The sequence below is a fragment of the Acinetobacter sp. WC-141 genome (assembly GCF_000313935.1).
Lineage (GTDB): Bacteria > Pseudomonadota > Gammaproteobacteria > Pseudomonadales > Moraxellaceae > Acinetobacter.
The window spans coordinates 233,201-250,346 of record NZ_AMSS01000088.1 but is presented as its reverse complement, the minus strand read 5'-3'; the positions used below and the strand labels follow the sequence as shown (position 1 = coordinate 250,346).

Sequence of the window (17,146 nt, the reverse complement as noted above, 5' to 3'; positions counted from 1 at the left end):
TTGGCAAGAAACAACGGTCGCTCAAAAAGATTTAGCTGATGGAGTTTACCAATATAAAGCTGTAGTGACTGATCTTGCAGGTAATACATCGGAAACCGCTATACAAAAAGTCACGGTAGATACTACAGCGCCGAAAGCAGGTGAACTGACTTTATCTGATTTAATTGATACAGGTGTTTCAGCAACGGATCAAATTACACAAGATAAAACTTTTGATTTAAAAGTTAGTGGACAAGAAGTGAATAGTCAAATCACGTACTGGCTATCGAAAGATGAAGGAAAAACTTGGCAGGAAACAACGGTCGCTCAAAAAGATTTAGCTGATGGAGTTTACCAATATAAAGCTGTAGTGACTGATCTTGCAGGCAATACATCGGAAACGGCTGTACAAAAAGTGGTTGTCGATACAACGGCACCGCAAGCAGGTCAACTGACTTTATCTGATTTAATTGATACAGGTATTTTGGCCACAGACCAGATTACACAAGATAATAATTTTACTTTGAAGCTAGCTCAACCAATTGTGATCGGTGAACAAGCTGCTTTACTAGACCACTATGAAGTTTCAAAAGATGACGGAAAAACTTGGCAGGAAACAAGAGCTGAACAAAAAGATTTAGCTGATGGTATTTATCAATATAAAGCTGTGGTGACGGATCTTGCGGGTAACACATCAGAAACTGCTGTGCAAAAAGTAGTTGTAGATAATTCCTTAAATATTGAATTAACTACAATAACTGTAAAGCCGATTACTGAAGACAATGCAATAAGCCTGGATGAAAAAGATCAAGTTATTTCTATAAGACTGGACGTAGATAATCTACCAACAGATTTAAATAGCTCACTGACTTCAATAAATACGACATTAAATGATGTTGTTTATAACTTTCATTTTGATGAGTTAACCCAAGAATGGGTTGCTGAAATTCCAGCAGAGTTCCTGTGGTCAGAAGAATCGCAAACCAATATATCAATAGATATTAGCCTTACTGATCAAGCTGGCAATACAGCGATTATTAAACAGATTCAAAATTATAATGTAGATCATACTCCGAATTCACCAACACTAGATTCACTAACCTTTAATAATATAGATGGAGCTATCATCTCGGGTAGCGCATATAAAGGAAGTAAGGTCGATATCTACAATAAAAATGGTGACTGGCTTGCAACTACAATAGCTACTGAAGAGGGTAACTTCACCTTACAAAATCTTTCAATTAGCTCAAATGATGAGGTTTATGCAGTCGCTACTTATAATGGATACAGCAGTGAAAATTCGTCAATTGGCCTAGTTACTGAAGTTCCTGCTATTCGTATTACAAGAATTACTCCAGAAGGTGTGATCACTGGTTATGCGACCGAAGGCAGTCATTTTATTGTAAAAGATCAGAATGGAAATATTCTACAAGAGTTTAACTCTACTGCATTTGAGGGCTCAGGTATTACGCCTTTTAGTATAATGGCATTAGGTGAAGTCAGACCATTTACTTTGTCCCTCGATCAATCTTTGGAGGAAGGTACTCAAATTATTATCTCTACCGATAAAGATAATGTTTCAGGTCATCCACAATACATAACCGCAGACTATACGCCCGCAATTTTCTTAGAAACTCCACAGTTTGATATTAGTGGTGAAACTTTATCAGTACATGTTAATGAGCCGAACAGCTTTATTCGTGCATTTTCCGGAGATGGCAATTTAATTGCTACAGGTGTTACAGATGAGCAAGGTTTTGCAAGTTTACATGTGTTCCAGTTTTTAAAAGAAGGCGAATCGGTTACCGTACAAGTAGTAGATAAAAATCAAAATACAAGTGAAACCCTAATTGAAGTACCAAACTTTGCTTATATTCCACATGTTGAACGTATTACACAAGAAGGCTTAATTTCTGGGTTTGCTGAAGATAATAGTACGGTAATTGTGCGTGATGCTGACGGTAATGAATTAGGAAAGGTTACATTAGGTGATGACAATAGTTGGAATGAATTTAGTCATTTTAGCTTGAGTGTAAACCGACCTTTAATTGATGGAGAGCAAATATCCGTTCAAATTATTGATAATAAAGGTTTGACTAGCCCTGATCAGAATATTGTTGTAGATCTGACTCCTCCACCTGTTCCGACAGATTTAAATTTCAATGATGCTGGCGATTTAGTTTATGGTCATGCAGAACCTTTCTCTGAAATTTTAGTTAAAGATGGACAAGGAAACATTCTTAATAAATGGTTTTGGAATAACTGGACCGACGAGAGTGGAAGTTTCTCGATAGAATTAGGTATGTTTTTAACTAATGCTGAGACGGTCTATGTCACGGCTACCGATGTAAATGGAAATGTAAGTTTAGCAGCGCAGATACAGGCGCCTAACTATGCTTTTGCTCCCTATGTAGATAGCTTTACTTCAGACGGAGTGATAAGTGGGCAAGCTGAAAATAATAGTACTCTCATTGTTAAAGATGCCAAAGGTGAAGTTGTAGCTGAGATTAAAGTTGGTGAAGATAATAGCTGGAATGGATCAAGTTATTTTAAGCTCCAGCTTGATCGCCCTCTTGTTGATGGTGAGCAGTTGTTCTTATCAATTAAGGATGCTCGTGGGCAAGTAAGCACCGATACTGTAATTACCGCTGATACGGTTGCTCCTACACCAGCCAGTAATTTAGTTTTCTCAGAAGATGGTTCATATCTTACGGGTGTAGCAGAACTGAATACTACGATTCAGGTTTTTGATCATAATGGTCAACTCGTGAATATATGGAATAACACCATAAACTCGGACGGTACATTTACTGTTTTCTTAGGTAGCAATAATTTACATGGAGAGGCATTCACGATCACTGTTAAAGATCAAGCCGGAAATGTGAGTGAAGCTGTTTCAATTAAAGCTCCACTTGATGATATTGCACCAAATCCAATTAAAAATATTTTACTTGATGCAAACGGTCAAAACTTTACAGCACAAGCAGAAGCAAATAGTCAGATTGAAGTTTTTGATTCATTGGGTAATCAGACGGGTTGGGGCTCTACAGATAGTGCGGGTAATGTCTCAGGCTTTTTCAATCAAATCTATTTACATGGTGAAGAGCTTACTTTTGTTGTCATAGATCGAGTTGGTAACCGCAGTATCGAATTTAAGCAAAATGCTTTAATTGATACCATTGCACCAAACCCGATTGAAAATATCATCTTCAACGAAGATGGCCAAAGCTTTACAGCTCATGCAGAAGCTGGAAGCTCTATTGATGTATTCGATCAGGATGGAAATAAGATTACTACTAGTTATACCGATAGCTTAGGTAATGTATTTGGTTATTTCCCGCAAGTTTACTTACACGGTGAGGAACTTACTTTTGTTGTAGTAGATCGAGCTGGTAACCGCAGTGCAGAGGTCAAGCAGAGTGCTTTGAATGATGATGCCGCGCCAAATCCCATTGAAAATATTGTATTAGATATCAATGGACAGAGCTTTACAGCTCAGGCTGAAGCAAATAGCCAGATTGAAATTAAAAATACCAATGGTGATGTAATCGGGTATGGTTCCGCAGATAGCATGGGCAATGTTTCAGGTTACTTGTATCAGGTCTATTTACATGGAGAAGAACTCACTTTTGTTGTCGTTGACCGAGCGGGTAACCGTAGTACAGAAGTTAAGCAGAATGCCTTGATTGATGATATTGCGCCAAATCCGATTGAAAATATTGTATGCGACTCAAACGGACAGAACTTTACAGCACAAGCGGAAGCGAATACTCAAGTTGAAGTTAGAAATGCTGCAGGTGAGGTCGTAGGTTCTGGTTATGTAGATGGCGCTGGTAATGTGTCAGGTTATTTATATCAAGTCTATTTACATGGAGAAGAACTCACTTTTGTCGTCGTTGACCGAGCGGGTAACCGTAGTACAGAAGTTAAGCAAAACGCTTTAACTGATGATATTGCACCAAATCCAATTGAAAATATTGTACTTGATGCGAACGGACAGAACTTTACAGCTCAGGCAGAAGCAAACACTCAGATTGAAATCAAAAATGCTGCTGGTGAAGTCATAGGATCTGGTTCAACCGATAGCATGGGGAATGTTTCAGGTTATTTATATCAAGTCTATTTACATGGAGAGGAACTCACTTTTGTTGTCGTTGACCGAGCGGGTAACCGCAGTACAGAGGTCAAGCAGAATGCCTTGATTGATGATATTGTTCCGAACGCGATTGAAAACATTATCTTTAATGAAAATGGTCAAAACTTTACAGCGCAAGCAGAAGCAAATAGCAAAGTTGAAGTTAAAAATGCTGTAGGTGAGGTTGTAGGTACTGGTTATGTAGATAGTGCTGGTAATGTCTCGGGTTACTTGAATCAAGTTTATTTAAAAGGTGAGGAGCTCACTTTTGTTGTGATTGATCAAGCTGGTAATCGCAGTGTTGAAGTAAAACAAACAGCCTTTCTTGATAATACTGCACCAGAAAATGCGACTAATTTAGTATTTAGCGAAGATGGTTCATATCTAACTGGTATCGCTGAACCAAATGCGACAATTCAAATATTTGATCAGAATGGGCAATTGGTAAATCAGTGGAATAATAATGTTAATTGGGATGGAACATTTAACATCTCTTTATACAGTAACTACTTGCATGGTGAAGAGTTTAAAGTAGTTGTAGTAGATCGGGCTGGTAATTTGAGTGGTGGGGTTACTGTAAAAGCACCGATTGATGATGTTGCTCCTTTGGCTGCAAGTAATCTCATGTTTAGTGAAGATGGTTCATCCCTTTCTGGTGTAGCTGAGCCAAATACCTTCATCCAGATTTTTGATCAGAATGGTCAACAGGTGAATACGTGGAGTCAGAGCGTAAATGTTGATGGTACATTCAACATTTCTCTAGGTAATTACCATTTACATGGTGAAGAGTTCACAGTTACTGTTAAAGACCGAGCTGGAAATGTGAGTGAAGCTATTACAGTTAAGTCTCCATTTGATGATGTTGCACCAAATCCGATTAAAAATATTATATTTGATGCGAACGGTCAAAACTTTACAGCGCAAGCAGAAGCAAATAGTCATATAGAAATCACAAATGTTGCTGGTGAATCTGTAGGATATGGTTATGTAGATAGTACTGGTAATGTGACGGGTTACTTCTATCAAGTCTATTTACATGGAGAAGAATTAACTTTCGTTGTTATAGATAGAGTGGGTAATCGCAGTGTCGAACTTAAGTTAAATGCTTTGGTGGATACCATTACGCCAGAACCGATTGAAAATATTATATTTGGTATAGATGGCCAAAGCTTTACAGCACAAGCAGAAGCAAATAGTTTTATTAGTGTCAAAAATGCTGTGGGTGAGTTTATAGGCTATGGTTATGTAGATAGTACTGGTAATGTTTCAGGTCACTTCAGCCAAGTTTATTTAAAAGGTGAGGAACTCACTTTTACCGTTATGGATAAAGCAGGCAATCAAAGTAGTGAATTTAAGCAAAATGCTTTGATTGATGATATTGCACCGAATCCAATTGAAAATATTATATTTGATATAGAGGGACGAGGTTTTAGTGCACAAGCAGAAGCAGAAAATCGAATCGAAGTTGAAAATACTGCTGGTGAAGTTATAGGCTCTGGTTATGTAGACAGTGAGGGTAATGTATCAGGCTCTTTTTATAAAGTGTATTTAAATGGAGAGGAGCTTACTTTTTTTGTAGTAGATCGTGCTGGTAATCGTAGTGCTGAAGTGAGGTTAAATGCTTTACTTGATGACGTTATGCCAAATCCGATTGAAAACGTCATTTTCAATGAAAATGGTCAAAACTTTTCAGCACAAGCTGAAGCAAATAGTCATATCGAAGTTAAAAATGCTGCTGGTGACGTGATAGGTTCTGGTTATGTAGACAGTACTGGTAAGGCTTCGGGTTATTTATATCAGGTTTATTTACATGGGGAAGAGCTTACTTTTGTTGTAATTGATCAAGCGGGTAACCGAAGTATAGAAGTTAAACAAAATGCTTTAATTGATAATGTTGCACCGCCAACTGCTTCAAATATTACGTTAACGTCAGACGGATTGCTTTTTGGTGAGGCTGAGCCAAATGCAACGATTGAAATTATTGATCAATATGGTGCAGTTATCACAACAACTGATGTTGGATATGGTGGGGTCTTTAATCAATGGATCAATTTGAGTCAATACCAGACACAAAATTTAAGTATCGTTGTCAAAGATAAAGCTGGTAACCGCAGTGAAGTTGTTCACGAAATAGTACCTTTATTAACCAACTCACCAATTGCTGCAACAGAGCTAAAACTGGATGTAGATGGCCATATTCTGACAGGAAAGGCAACAGCGGGGATGATGGTCGCTGTAACATCAGTCAATGGTCAGAGCATTAATTGGTTGTGGGACAGTACAGTGAATGAGGATGGTAGTTTTGCTATTCAGTTAAATGACTATTATTTACAGGAGCAGACATTACAAGTTCGAGTTTATGACCATAATACCAATCAATATAGCCTAATCACTGAAATTATTGCGCCTTTAGACAATATTGCTCCAGTAATTAATGAAGTGATAATTAACAATGATGGATATGGTATTACTGGGCAAACTGATTCAAAAGCAATCATTCAGGTAATGGATGCGGATGGGAATTTACGAGCAGAATCTCAATCGGATGAATTAGGATATTTCAGTACTAGTATTTATCCACCCCTATTACGTGGAGAGCAGTTATTTATCACGGCAACGGATTTAGCTAACAATAAAAGTACCCCATTTAATATTACTTTTAATCTAGACACTAATGCACCACCATCAGCAGATCATGTTATCGTATCTGCAAATGGTTTCTTTATTGAGGGAACTGCTACACCAGATAGTAGTGTGCGTATTTTTGATATACATAGTAATCCTATTGCCAGTGGTTATGTAGATGAAGTGGGGCATTTTAATATCCAGTTATACCCGCCGCAGGCTAATGGGCAAACTTTACGCGTTGTTGTGGAGCATAATGGGTATCAAAGCGCTTACACCGAAATTAAGGCACCTATAGACATTGTCGCGCCAAATGCAGCAACTCAGCTTGTGTTAGAAGATGGAAATGTACTTTCAGGACAAGCGGAAGCATATTCAATTGTTAATATTTTTGATGCTAATAATAATCAGGTTGGGCAAACTACTGTCGGAAGAGAAGGTAGTTTCTTAACACAATTATGGTCACAATATTGGCATGGCGAAACATTGACGGTAAAAGTAGTTGATACCAATCAAAATGTGAGTGTGGGTACAACGGTTGTTGCTATAAATGATACAACAGCACCGAAAGTGGTCACCCAGCTTGCCATAAATGAAGGGGGTAATTGGCTGGTAGGACATGCCGAAAGCAATGCTACTGTTGAAGTCACTTATTATTTTGCTAATCAAGAACCTTCTGTAACGAGTACTACGGTCATGGCAGATGGAACTTTTTCTAATTATATGTATGGGAATGCAACATCATTTGACTTTACCGTTATTGATCGTGCTGGAAATCGTAGTGAAACTATCAATAAAGCAATTAGTGATTTAACTACAATCACTGTTGATCAGTTTAAAGGTGATGCTACGGATAATACGTATGTAGTTGATCATATAAGTGATTTTGTTCAAGAGTATGGAGTTGCTCTTGTTGAAGTATTTGAGGATGTCTGGATAGATACAAGTCATTATGAGGAGCAATGGGTAGCTTCTGGTTATACTGATTATATATGGGTAGATACAAGCCATTTTGAGAATGTTTGGATTGACACAAGTTACCCCCAAGATATTTGGATTGATACAAGTTATTATCAAGATATATGGATCGTTGATGGCACAAGAGATGTCTATACTGATCAACATGGCGTAAATTACTATTTGGATGATGGTTCGTATAATCAATATGTTAATAGTTATTATGATTGTAATTTAAATCAATGGCAGCCAGGATATGGACTAACGGGTCCTTATACTGAAGAGATAGGACATTTTGAACAACAGTTCGTTCAAGATGGGCATTATGAATCTCAATGGATTGAGCAAGGCTATTATGAGCAACAATATGTGTTTGATGGTCATAATGAAGAGACTTGGATTGATACAAGCCATTATGAAAGTATTTGGGTCCAAAATGGTTATTTGGAACCTCAACTAGTTGGGTTTGATTATAAGGATGTGGATTTAGGGGGACACGATAAAATTATCAGTTCTGTTAATTACAGTTTGGTTGGTTTATATCAAACAGTAAATGATCCAACGACTGTAGATTCGTTTTTGGAAAGTGGTCGTTATGTTGAAGACTTGGAGTTAGTTGGCTCTGCTCATCTAAATGCAACAGGCAATGCTTTAGATAATCTTTTAACAGGTAACTCTGGTAATAACGTTTTGAATGGGCGTGAAGGTAACGATACCTATATGACTAATGAAGGTGCCGATACCATTCTGTTCCAATTGCTAAATAGCCAAGATGCGACTGGCGGAAATGGACATGACACAGTGTTAGATTTTACTTTAGGTGATGTAAGAACTGATACTCAAGCAGACATAATTGATTTAAGTGAACTATTAATTGACTATTCTAAAGATGTGAGCACATTAGCGAAATTTATTACTGTAGAGCAAGACGCTGGAAACACGACTATTAGTCTTGACCGAGATGGTGAAGGTACAATGTTTAGTAGTATTTCATTGATTACTTTGAATCATGTAAATACAACATTGCATGAACTGTTGAATAACCAACAACTTGTTGTTTAATATTGTTATTTCTATTAATAAAAGGGGCTATGAAAATAGTCCCTTTTATTTTGTGCTTTAAATTTAATAAAAACTCTTCACAACCTGTTAAAAAATGACCAAAAAAGATAAGTTTTTTTTCATTTTCCCCTTGAAGCGTTTTTTTTCATCCCCACAAAAGTGACATCTAAATATTTTGTTATTGCTATGGATTATGGCAGTAACGATTAATCAAAAAGACTTAGTCTGATGGAGTTAATTATGAGCAACATTCGTCCATTACATGATCGCGTTGTAATTCGTCGCGTAGAAGAAGAAACCAAAACTGCTGGTGGTATTTTACTTCCAGGTTCTGCTGCTGAAAAACCATCTCAAGGTGAAGTAATTGCAGTAGGTAATGGTCAAATCACTGAGAATGGCGTACGTGCTTTGGATGTTAAAGTTGGTGACAAAGTATTGTTTGGTACTTATGCAGGTACAACAGTGAAAGTAAGTGGTGAAGAACTCTTAATCATGAAAGAGTCAGACATTTTAGCTGTATTGGAAGGCTAATCAATCCATAACTCAATTCATTATCAGATTCAGTATTTAAAAAGATTCGGAGTTTAATATGTCAGCTAAAGACGTAAAATTTGGTGATTCAGCTCGCTCAAAAATGATTGCAGGCGTAAACGTACTTGCAGATGCTGTTAAAGTGACTTTAGGCCCTAAAGGTCGTAACGTTGTTATTGACCGTTCTTTCGGCGCTCCGCACATCACTAAAGACGGTGTAACTGTTGCTAAAGAAATTTCATTAAAAGACAAGTTTGAAAACATGGGTGCTCAACTTGTTCGTGAAGTTTCTAGCAAAACTAACGATATCGCTGGTGACGGTACAACAACTGCAACTGTACTTGCTCAAGCAATTTTAAATGAAGGGATCAAATCTGTAACTGCAGGTATGAACCCAATGGATTTAAAACGTGGTATCGATATCGCAGTAAAAACTGTAGTTGAAAATATCCGTTCAAATGCAAAACCTGCTGATGATTTTAAAGCGATCGAACAAGTTGGTTCTATCTCTGCTAACTCTGACACTACTGTTGGTAAACTTATCGCTCAAGCGATGGAAAAAGTAGGTAAAGAAGGCGTAATCACTGTAGAAGAAGGTTCTGGCTTCGAAGACGCTTTAGACGTTGTAGAAGGTATGCAGTTTGACCGTGGTTATATCTCTCCGTACTTTGCAAACAAGCAAGATACTTTAACAGCTGAGCTTGAAAACCCGTTCATTCTTCTTGTTGACAAGAAAATCGGTAATATTCGTGAATTGATTTCTGTTTTAGAAGCAGTTGCGAAAACTGGTAAACCACTTCTTATCATCGCTGAAGATGTTGAAGGCGAAGCGCTTGCTACACTTGTTGTAAACAACATGCGCGGTATTATCAAAGTATGTGCTGTTAAAGCTCCTGGTTTCGGTGACCGCCGTAAAGCAATGCTTCAAGACATCGCGATCTTGACTGGCGCAACTGTTATTTCTGAAGAAGTTGGTATGTCTTTAGAGCAAGCGACTCTTCAAGATTTAGGTACTGCACACAAGATCACTGTTTCTAAAGAAAACACTGTAATTGTTGATGGTGCTGGTGATGCAGCTGCTATTGCTGAGCGTGTTCAGCAAATCCGTGCTCAAATTGAAGAATCTTCTTCAGAATACGACCGTGAAAAATTACAAGAACGCGTTGCTAAATTAGCAGGCGGTGTTGCTGTAATTAAAATCGGTGCGGCAACTGAAGTTGAAATGAAAGAGAAGAAAGACCGCGTAGACGACGCACTTCATGCAACTCGTGCAGCAGTTGAAGAAGGTGTGGTTGCTGGTGGTGGTGTTGCGCTAGTACGTGCTGTAAATGTATTAGACAACCTAAAAGGTGCTAACGAAGATCAAACAGCGGGTATCAATATTTTACGTCGTGCGATCGAAGCTCCACTTCGTCAAATCGTTTCAAATGCTGGTGATGAGCCATCTGTAGTTATCAATGCAGTTAAAGCGGGTGAAGGTAACTTCGGTTATAACGCTGCAACTGGCGAATATGGCGATATGTTAGAAATGGGTATTCTTGACCCAGCTAAAGTAACTCGTTCTGCACTTGAACACGCTGCTTCTGTAGCTGGTTTAATGTTAACTACAGAATGTATGATTACTGACATTCCAGAAGATAAACCAGCTGTTCCAGATATGGGCGGTATGGGTGGTATGGGCGGAATGATGTAATAACGCATCAACGCTTTAACCAAAAAAATCCCTGCTTAAGCAGGGATTTTTTATTTTTATGTGATTTTAAGAAATAGTTAAGTTCAATAACTTATATTAAAAAACAGGAACAGCAGCTAGAAGTTCCTCTTTGTTACAACCATGCTTATTTCCTTATAAGCATGGTTTTTTTTATCCTAATAAAATGAACAACCATGTAATGGCAATGATAGAAAGTGCAACAAATTGAGCAGCACTTCCCATGTCTTTTGCATTTTTAGAAAGCTGATGTTTTTCAAGAGAAACTCGGTCAACGACTGCTTCAATAGCCGAATTGAACAGTTCAACGATCATTGCAAACAAACATACAATAATGAGTAATACATGTTCACTACGACTTACATCAAGAAAAAAACTAACTGGAATTAAAATAAGGTTAATCAAAACAATTTGACGAAAAGCTGCCTCATTTTTATACGCTGCTTTAAAACCGGAAATCGAGTAGCCGGTTGCATTTAATATACGCTTAAGACCAGTTTTGCCTTTATAAGGAGAATAGCTATTCATTTACTTATATTTCTGACACATTTGATGCATTATATAATTTGGGTCTTAAAAAATTATTAAATCTTTTTTAAAGATTTTGACTTTATAACTGAATAGAGAAGAAGAGATGAAAAAATTATGTGTAGCTTTGGGTCTTGCATTTTGTAGCATGCATGCTGTGTATGCCGAGCAAACTCCTACTCAACAAGTACCTGGATATTATAAGCATCAATTTGGCAAATACCGTGTAACGTCTTTACTTGATGGCACCATCTATCTAAATCCTAACTTGTTTAAAAACTTAAATCAGACTCAGAAAACTAAAATATTAACTAAATATGCTGCTGTGAATGAGAAGGGGATTCAAACTTCGGTTAATGCATTTTTAGTAGATGATGGCAAAAGTTTGACGCTTGTCGATAGTGGGGCAGCAAGCTGCTTTGGGCCACAACTCGGTTCGATTGCAAAAAATATTGAATTGGCAGGTTATCAACTTGCAAATGTAAAAACAGTGTTGCTCACACATCTACACCCTGACCATGTGTGTGGTATTGCCCAAAATGGGAAAGCTGTATTTCCAAATGCAACCGTTTATGCACATGAACGCGAGGCTGATTATTGGTTAAATCCAGCTTCTGAAAAAACAGTGCCAGCTGATAAAAAAGAAAGCTACTTAGGTACGGTGAAAAATATAAAAGCTGCACTTGCTCCATATCAAGCAACAAAAGCATTCAAGACATTTAAAGATGGCGATGTTATTCAAGGTTTTGAAGTGATTGATACGCGCGGTCACACACCTGGGCATCATAGCTTTCGCTTAAAGAGTAATGATCAGCAAATTATTTTTGTTGGAGACATTGTTCACTCACATTCTTTGCAGTTTGATGCTCCAAAAACTGGTGTGGATTTTGATGTGAATTCTGAGCAGGCGATTAATACCCGTTTAAAAATGTTCGCTGAAATTTCAAATAAACAGCAATGGGTCGCAGCACCACATTTACCATTCCCAGGCATTGGCCATGTTTATAAAGTAAACGCTGAGCAATATCAGTGGATCCCACTTTATTTTGATAATGTCGTAGAGAAATAAAAAAAACAGGGCATTTATTGCCCTGTTTTTTTATTAAAAGCTTTAATTATTTTGCGGCTTTTTCATAATTAATAACAGCTTCACGGCCAAGTGCTGGGTCATCTGTAAAGACTCCATCAATACCCGCTTTGAAGTAGACTTCAAACTCTTTTAAAGCACCAGTTGGGCAGCGCTCAGCTGGTTTATCTTGACTGCATTTTAAAGGCTTTGGTAAGAAATTATTTTCTGGACGGAAAGTATAAGGATGTACTTTTAAGCCAGCTGCATGAGCATCAGAAATAAACGAAGTCGTTTGAACTGAACCATTGTCATTAAAGTTCAGAATATAACCTTTACTTGGTCCTACACCGTTTGCATATTTAGCTACGTCTTTTAAGCCTTCTGCTGTGGCTAAATCGGCATAAGTTTTAGTTTCTCCAGATTCAACAAAGTCGGCTGGTTGAGAGGTTTTAGCATCATATAATTGAATAATTTGTGCATGTTTAATAGTTTTATGAAGATCCAGCTGTTCTTTTAAATATTTTAAATTACTTACTTCAAAAGACTGTAAATAGACAGGTGCAATATCACGTGTATATTTATATTTGGCTAATGTTTTAAGAAGGGTATCTTCCATAGCCAGATTATGATTTTTAAAGTAAGTCGGATGTTTGGTTTCAATATATAAACCAATAATTTTTCCTGTTTTTTTATAATTTGCTTCAGCCAGCTCAATCACTTGTTCTAGAGTTGGAACAGGGTAAAGGTCATTATAGGCTGTGTTTGCAGGTCGGAACTCTGGAATACGTTCACGCGCTTTAAGTTGGTTTAATTCACTTAAAGTAAAGTCTTCTGTAAACCAACCTGTTAAGTCTTTGCCGTCAATATTTTTTGTTGTTTTACGGTCTGCAAACTGAGTTAAAGTACTTACGTTAGTTGTTCCACCAATCTCATTTTCATGACGAGTAACCAATACACCGTCTTTTGTAGACACTAAATCTGGTTCAATAAAATCTGCACCATCATCAATGGCTTTTTGATATGAGGCTAGTGTGTGTTCAGGGCGTAAAGCGCTAGCGCCACGGTGCCCAATCACTAAAATCTTAGGAAGTTGATATTCTGGTGTAGTTGGCGTGTTTTCAGTTTTATCATCGTCATTACAACCAACCAAGCTAATTAAACTTAAGCATAAAATTGCTCTTTTAAACATAATTCTACTCATATTGTTTTAGTTGAAACGGCTCTAGTCTGCTCATTGAACTTGACGTGATCATGAAGAATTCATGAATTTTCAGTGACACTTGTTAAAACCTTCTTTATGGGTTTGTAGGAAATAGCCATTCCTGCTTTGTTTTTGTCCTAATTGCATTTATTGTGTTAATTCTACTTGTCTTTTATATATTGCTCGTTGATGATCAAGATGCCGAATTCGGTATTGCCACCTGTTAATTGACGACTTAATTCTGAGCAGCCATGCTATCTAAATTTTTTATTCAGCGCCCTATTTTTGCCAGTGTACTCGCAATTATTGTTATGGCATTTGGTATTTTCTCGGTTCTGAATTTGCCAGTAGAACGCTACCCCGATATTGCACCTCCAAAAATTACAGTATCGGCGAGTTATAGTGGGGCAGATGCACAAACAGTTGAGCAAAGTGTTACTCAGATTTTAGAACAGCAAATACAAGGTATTGATCACTTACTTTATTTCAGCTCTACCAGCGATTCGTCGGGACGTAGCCGAATTACGATCAGTTTTGATAATGGAACAAATCCAGATACAGCACAGGTACAAGTACAAAATAGTATTAGTGGCGTGATAAGACGTTTACCAGATGAAGTACAACGCCAAGGGGTGACAGTAAGTAAGTCTCTGGGCGATACTTTTATGGTGGTAGGTTTATATGACTCGTCTGGTAAAGCGGGGAATATTGAGCTATCAGACTATTTAACGACACACGTGGTAGATAACCTGAACCGTATTGAAGGGGTGGGTGAGTCTGATGTTTTTGGTTCGCAATATGCAATGCGAATCTGGTTAAACCCTGATAAATTAAAACAATATAATTTAATGCCAAGTGATGTTGCTAGTGCAATCACTTCTCAAAATACCCAAGTGGCTGCGGGTGCAATTGGTGATTTACCTGTAGTCGACGGTCAATATTTAAATACTAAAGTTACAGCTGGTTCTCGACTAAAAACAGTCGAAGATTTTAAAAATATTGTAGTCAAATCAAATCAAACAGCGAGCTATGTCTATTTAAAAGATATTGCTAGAGTTGAGCTAGGTGCAGAAAACTATCAGTCTTTTAACACCATTAATGGTTATCCTGCCGCAGGTTTAGGTATTTCACTATCTTCGGGTGCAAATGCCATTCAGACCTCTAAACTCATCCATCAAACTCTAGATCAGCTTACAACTAAACTACCTGCGGGTTATAAAATTGTTTATCCACGAGATAACACGCCGTTTGTTCAAGAGTCGATTAAGGAAGTCGTAAAGACGCTTATTGAAGCGATTATTTTAGTTATTCTGGTAATGTTTCTGTTCTTGCAAAGCTGGCGCGCGACACTCATTCCGAGTATTACCGTTCCGGTTGTTATTTTAGGAACTTTTGCTGTTTTATATGTGCTTGGTTTTAGTATTAACACCTTAACCTTATTTGCACTGGTACTCGCCATTGGCTTGTTAGTGGATGATGCTATTGTAGTCGTAGAAAACGTTGAACGGCTCATGCATGAGCAGCATTTAAAACCGAAAGAAGCAGCCATTGAGTCAATGGGCGAAATTAGTGGTGCTTTAATTGGGATTACATTGGTATTAACTGCTGTTTTTATTCCAATGTCTTTTTTAGGCGGTTCAATTGGGGTGATTTACCGACAGTTTTCCATTACTTTAGTGGCAGCTATGGCGCTATCACTCGTCGTTGCATTAGTTCTAACACCTGCTTTGTGCGCCTTAATTTTAAAACCTAACCCTGAGCCTATGCGTTGGGCAATTTGGTTTAACCAAAAGATTGATCAACTTAAAAATCAATATATCAAGATCGTTCAAACAAGCATTGATTACAGTAAATCAGTTGTTGTGATTTTTGTAGCTCTGATTGCTGTTTTTATGCTGTTCTATAGTGGTTTAAAAAGTGGATTTATTCCTAAAGAAGATCAAGGGATTTTAAGCGTTCAAATTAAGCTTGTTGATAGTGCTCCGATTTCTCAAAGTCAGAAAATTGGTGAACAAGTTCGTCAATATTTCTTATCTCAAGAAGATAAAAATGTCGACTTAGTCTTAATTCGCTATGGTCGAAACAATTCGGGTACAGGGCAGAACTTGGCGCAAGGGTTTATTGCTTTAAAACCGTGGGATGTACGTACTGGAAAAGAAAACTCAGCGGATGCTATACAAAAGCGTGCAATGAAATATTTTAGCCATTTTAATAATGCTCAAATCAATGTGACTTTACCTCCTTCAGTAAATGGGTTAGGTCAAACTGATGGTATGGATTTATGGATTCAAGATTTAAATGGGCAGGGACAAGATTTCCTAGATAGCACTTTCCGTCAGTTGCAAACTCAAAGTAAAAGCTACTCAACTTTTGAAAACTTTGATAAGCAATCAACCAATAGTAAAGCAAATCTCAATATCAAAATTGATCAGAAACAAGCGTTAGCAAATGGTTTAGAAATTCCTGCAATTAATAACACTTTGTCGAGTGCGTGGGGCGGAACGTATGTAAATGACTTTATTGACCGTGGCCGTATTAAGCGTGTCATGATTCAAGGTGATGCCGAGTTCAGATCAAAACCTGAAGATTTATATAACTGGTCTGTGCGTAACAACCAAAATGAAATGGTGCCTTTTAGTTCATTTGCTAACTTTAGCTGGGGCGGGGCGCCTGAAATTGTAAAACGCTACATGGGTTATAGTGCCTTACAGCTACAAGCTGATGTTGCGAGTGGCAGCAGTTCAGGTCAGGCAATGAAAGATGTTGAACAACTCGTGAACCAACAAAAGGATGTTGGTTTAGCGTGGACCGGTTTATCTTTTGAAGAACAGAAGTCGACAAATCAGGCCGTCTGGTTATATTTAATTTCGGCAGGCTTTATTTTCTTATGTCTAGCTGCTCTATATGAAAGCTTGAGCATTCCAGCTGCTGTGATGACCTCTATTCCGTTGGGCGTAGGGGGAAGTGTCATTTTCTCTTATATTTTTGGACTACCCAATGATGTGTATTTCCAGATTGCACTGTTAACTACGATTGGATTGTCATGTAAAAACGCAATTTTAATTGTTGAGTTTGCCGCCTTAGCTCAAGAAAAAGGTAAGAGTGCAATACAAGCTGCTTTAGAAGGCGCGAGCTTGCGTTTAAGACCGATTTTAATGACATCTTTAGCTTTTGGTGCTGGTGTGCTTCCTCTTGTATTTGCTCAAGGCGCAGGGGCTGTGAGCCGTCAAGAAATTGGTATCAGTATTTTAGGTGGAGTCATGTTTGGTACGGTGCTGGTTTTATTCTTTATTCCAGTTATGTACGTATTATTGCGTTCACTATTTAGATCGAAAGTTTCTAGTTAAA

General features: G+C 37.7%; 7 protein-coding genes. 5 read left to right on the top strand and 2 right to left on the bottom strand.

Annotated elements, in window-relative coordinates:
* The 3 genes from ACINWC141_RS18360 to groL form a co-directional block, all read left to right on the top strand.
* A partial coding sequence (locus ACINWC141_RS18360) for an Ig-like domain-containing protein (protein WP_009393533.1) occupies positions 1-8,758 on the top strand: 8,758 nt, incomplete at its 5' end.
* Between the two features lie 240 nt (positions 8,759-8,998).
* Positions 8,999-9,289, top strand: coding sequence for a co-chaperone GroES (locus ACINWC141_RS18355; RefSeq protein WP_002120604.1), 291 nt, complete (start codon positions 8,999-9,001; stop codon positions 9,287-9,289).
* 58 nt (positions 9,290-9,347) lie between these two features.
* Positions 9,348-10,982, top strand: a complete 1,635-nt coding sequence (gene groL / locus ACINWC141_RS18350) for a chaperonin GroEL (protein ID WP_004790490.1) — start codon at positions 9,348-9,350, stop codon at positions 10,980-10,982.
* A gap of 171 nt (positions 10,983-11,153) precedes the next feature.
* On the opposite strand, the gene ACINWC141_RS18345 is transcribed toward groL, so the two are convergent.
* Positions 11,154-11,528 (bottom strand): diacylglycerol kinase, encoded by a 375-nt coding sequence (locus tag ACINWC141_RS18345; protein ID WP_009393710.1) that lies wholly within the window; start codon positions 11,526-11,528, stop codon positions 11,154-11,156.
* A 106-nt stretch (positions 11,529-11,634) separates the two neighbouring features.
* Between ACINWC141_RS18345 and ACINWC141_RS18340 the strand changes: the two genes are divergently transcribed.
* On the top strand, positions 11,635-12,597 hold the full coding sequence (locus tag ACINWC141_RS18340; RefSeq protein ID WP_009393454.1) for an MBL fold metallo-hydrolase: 963 nt from the start codon (positions 11,635-11,637) through the stop codon (positions 12,595-12,597).
* Positions 12,598-12,643: 46 nt separating this feature from the next.
* Here the strand turns inward: ACINWC141_RS18340 and ACINWC141_RS18335 are convergent, their stop codons facing one another.
* Entirely contained in the window at positions 12,644-13,786 is a 1,143-nt protein-coding gene (locus ACINWC141_RS18335; protein ID WP_009393701.1) for a glycerophosphodiester phosphodiesterase, read from the bottom strand.
* A 263-nt stretch (positions 13,787-14,049) separates the two neighbouring features.
* Here ACINWC141_RS18335 and ACINWC141_RS18330 point away from each other — a divergent pair, with 263 nt between their 5' ends.
* Positions 14,050-17,145: a multidrug efflux RND transporter permease subunit gene (locus ACINWC141_RS18330; protein WP_009393561.1), complete on the top strand. Its 3,096-nt coding sequence runs from the start codon at positions 14,050-14,052 to the stop codon at positions 17,143-17,145.
* Position 17,146 lies beyond the last annotated feature (1 nt).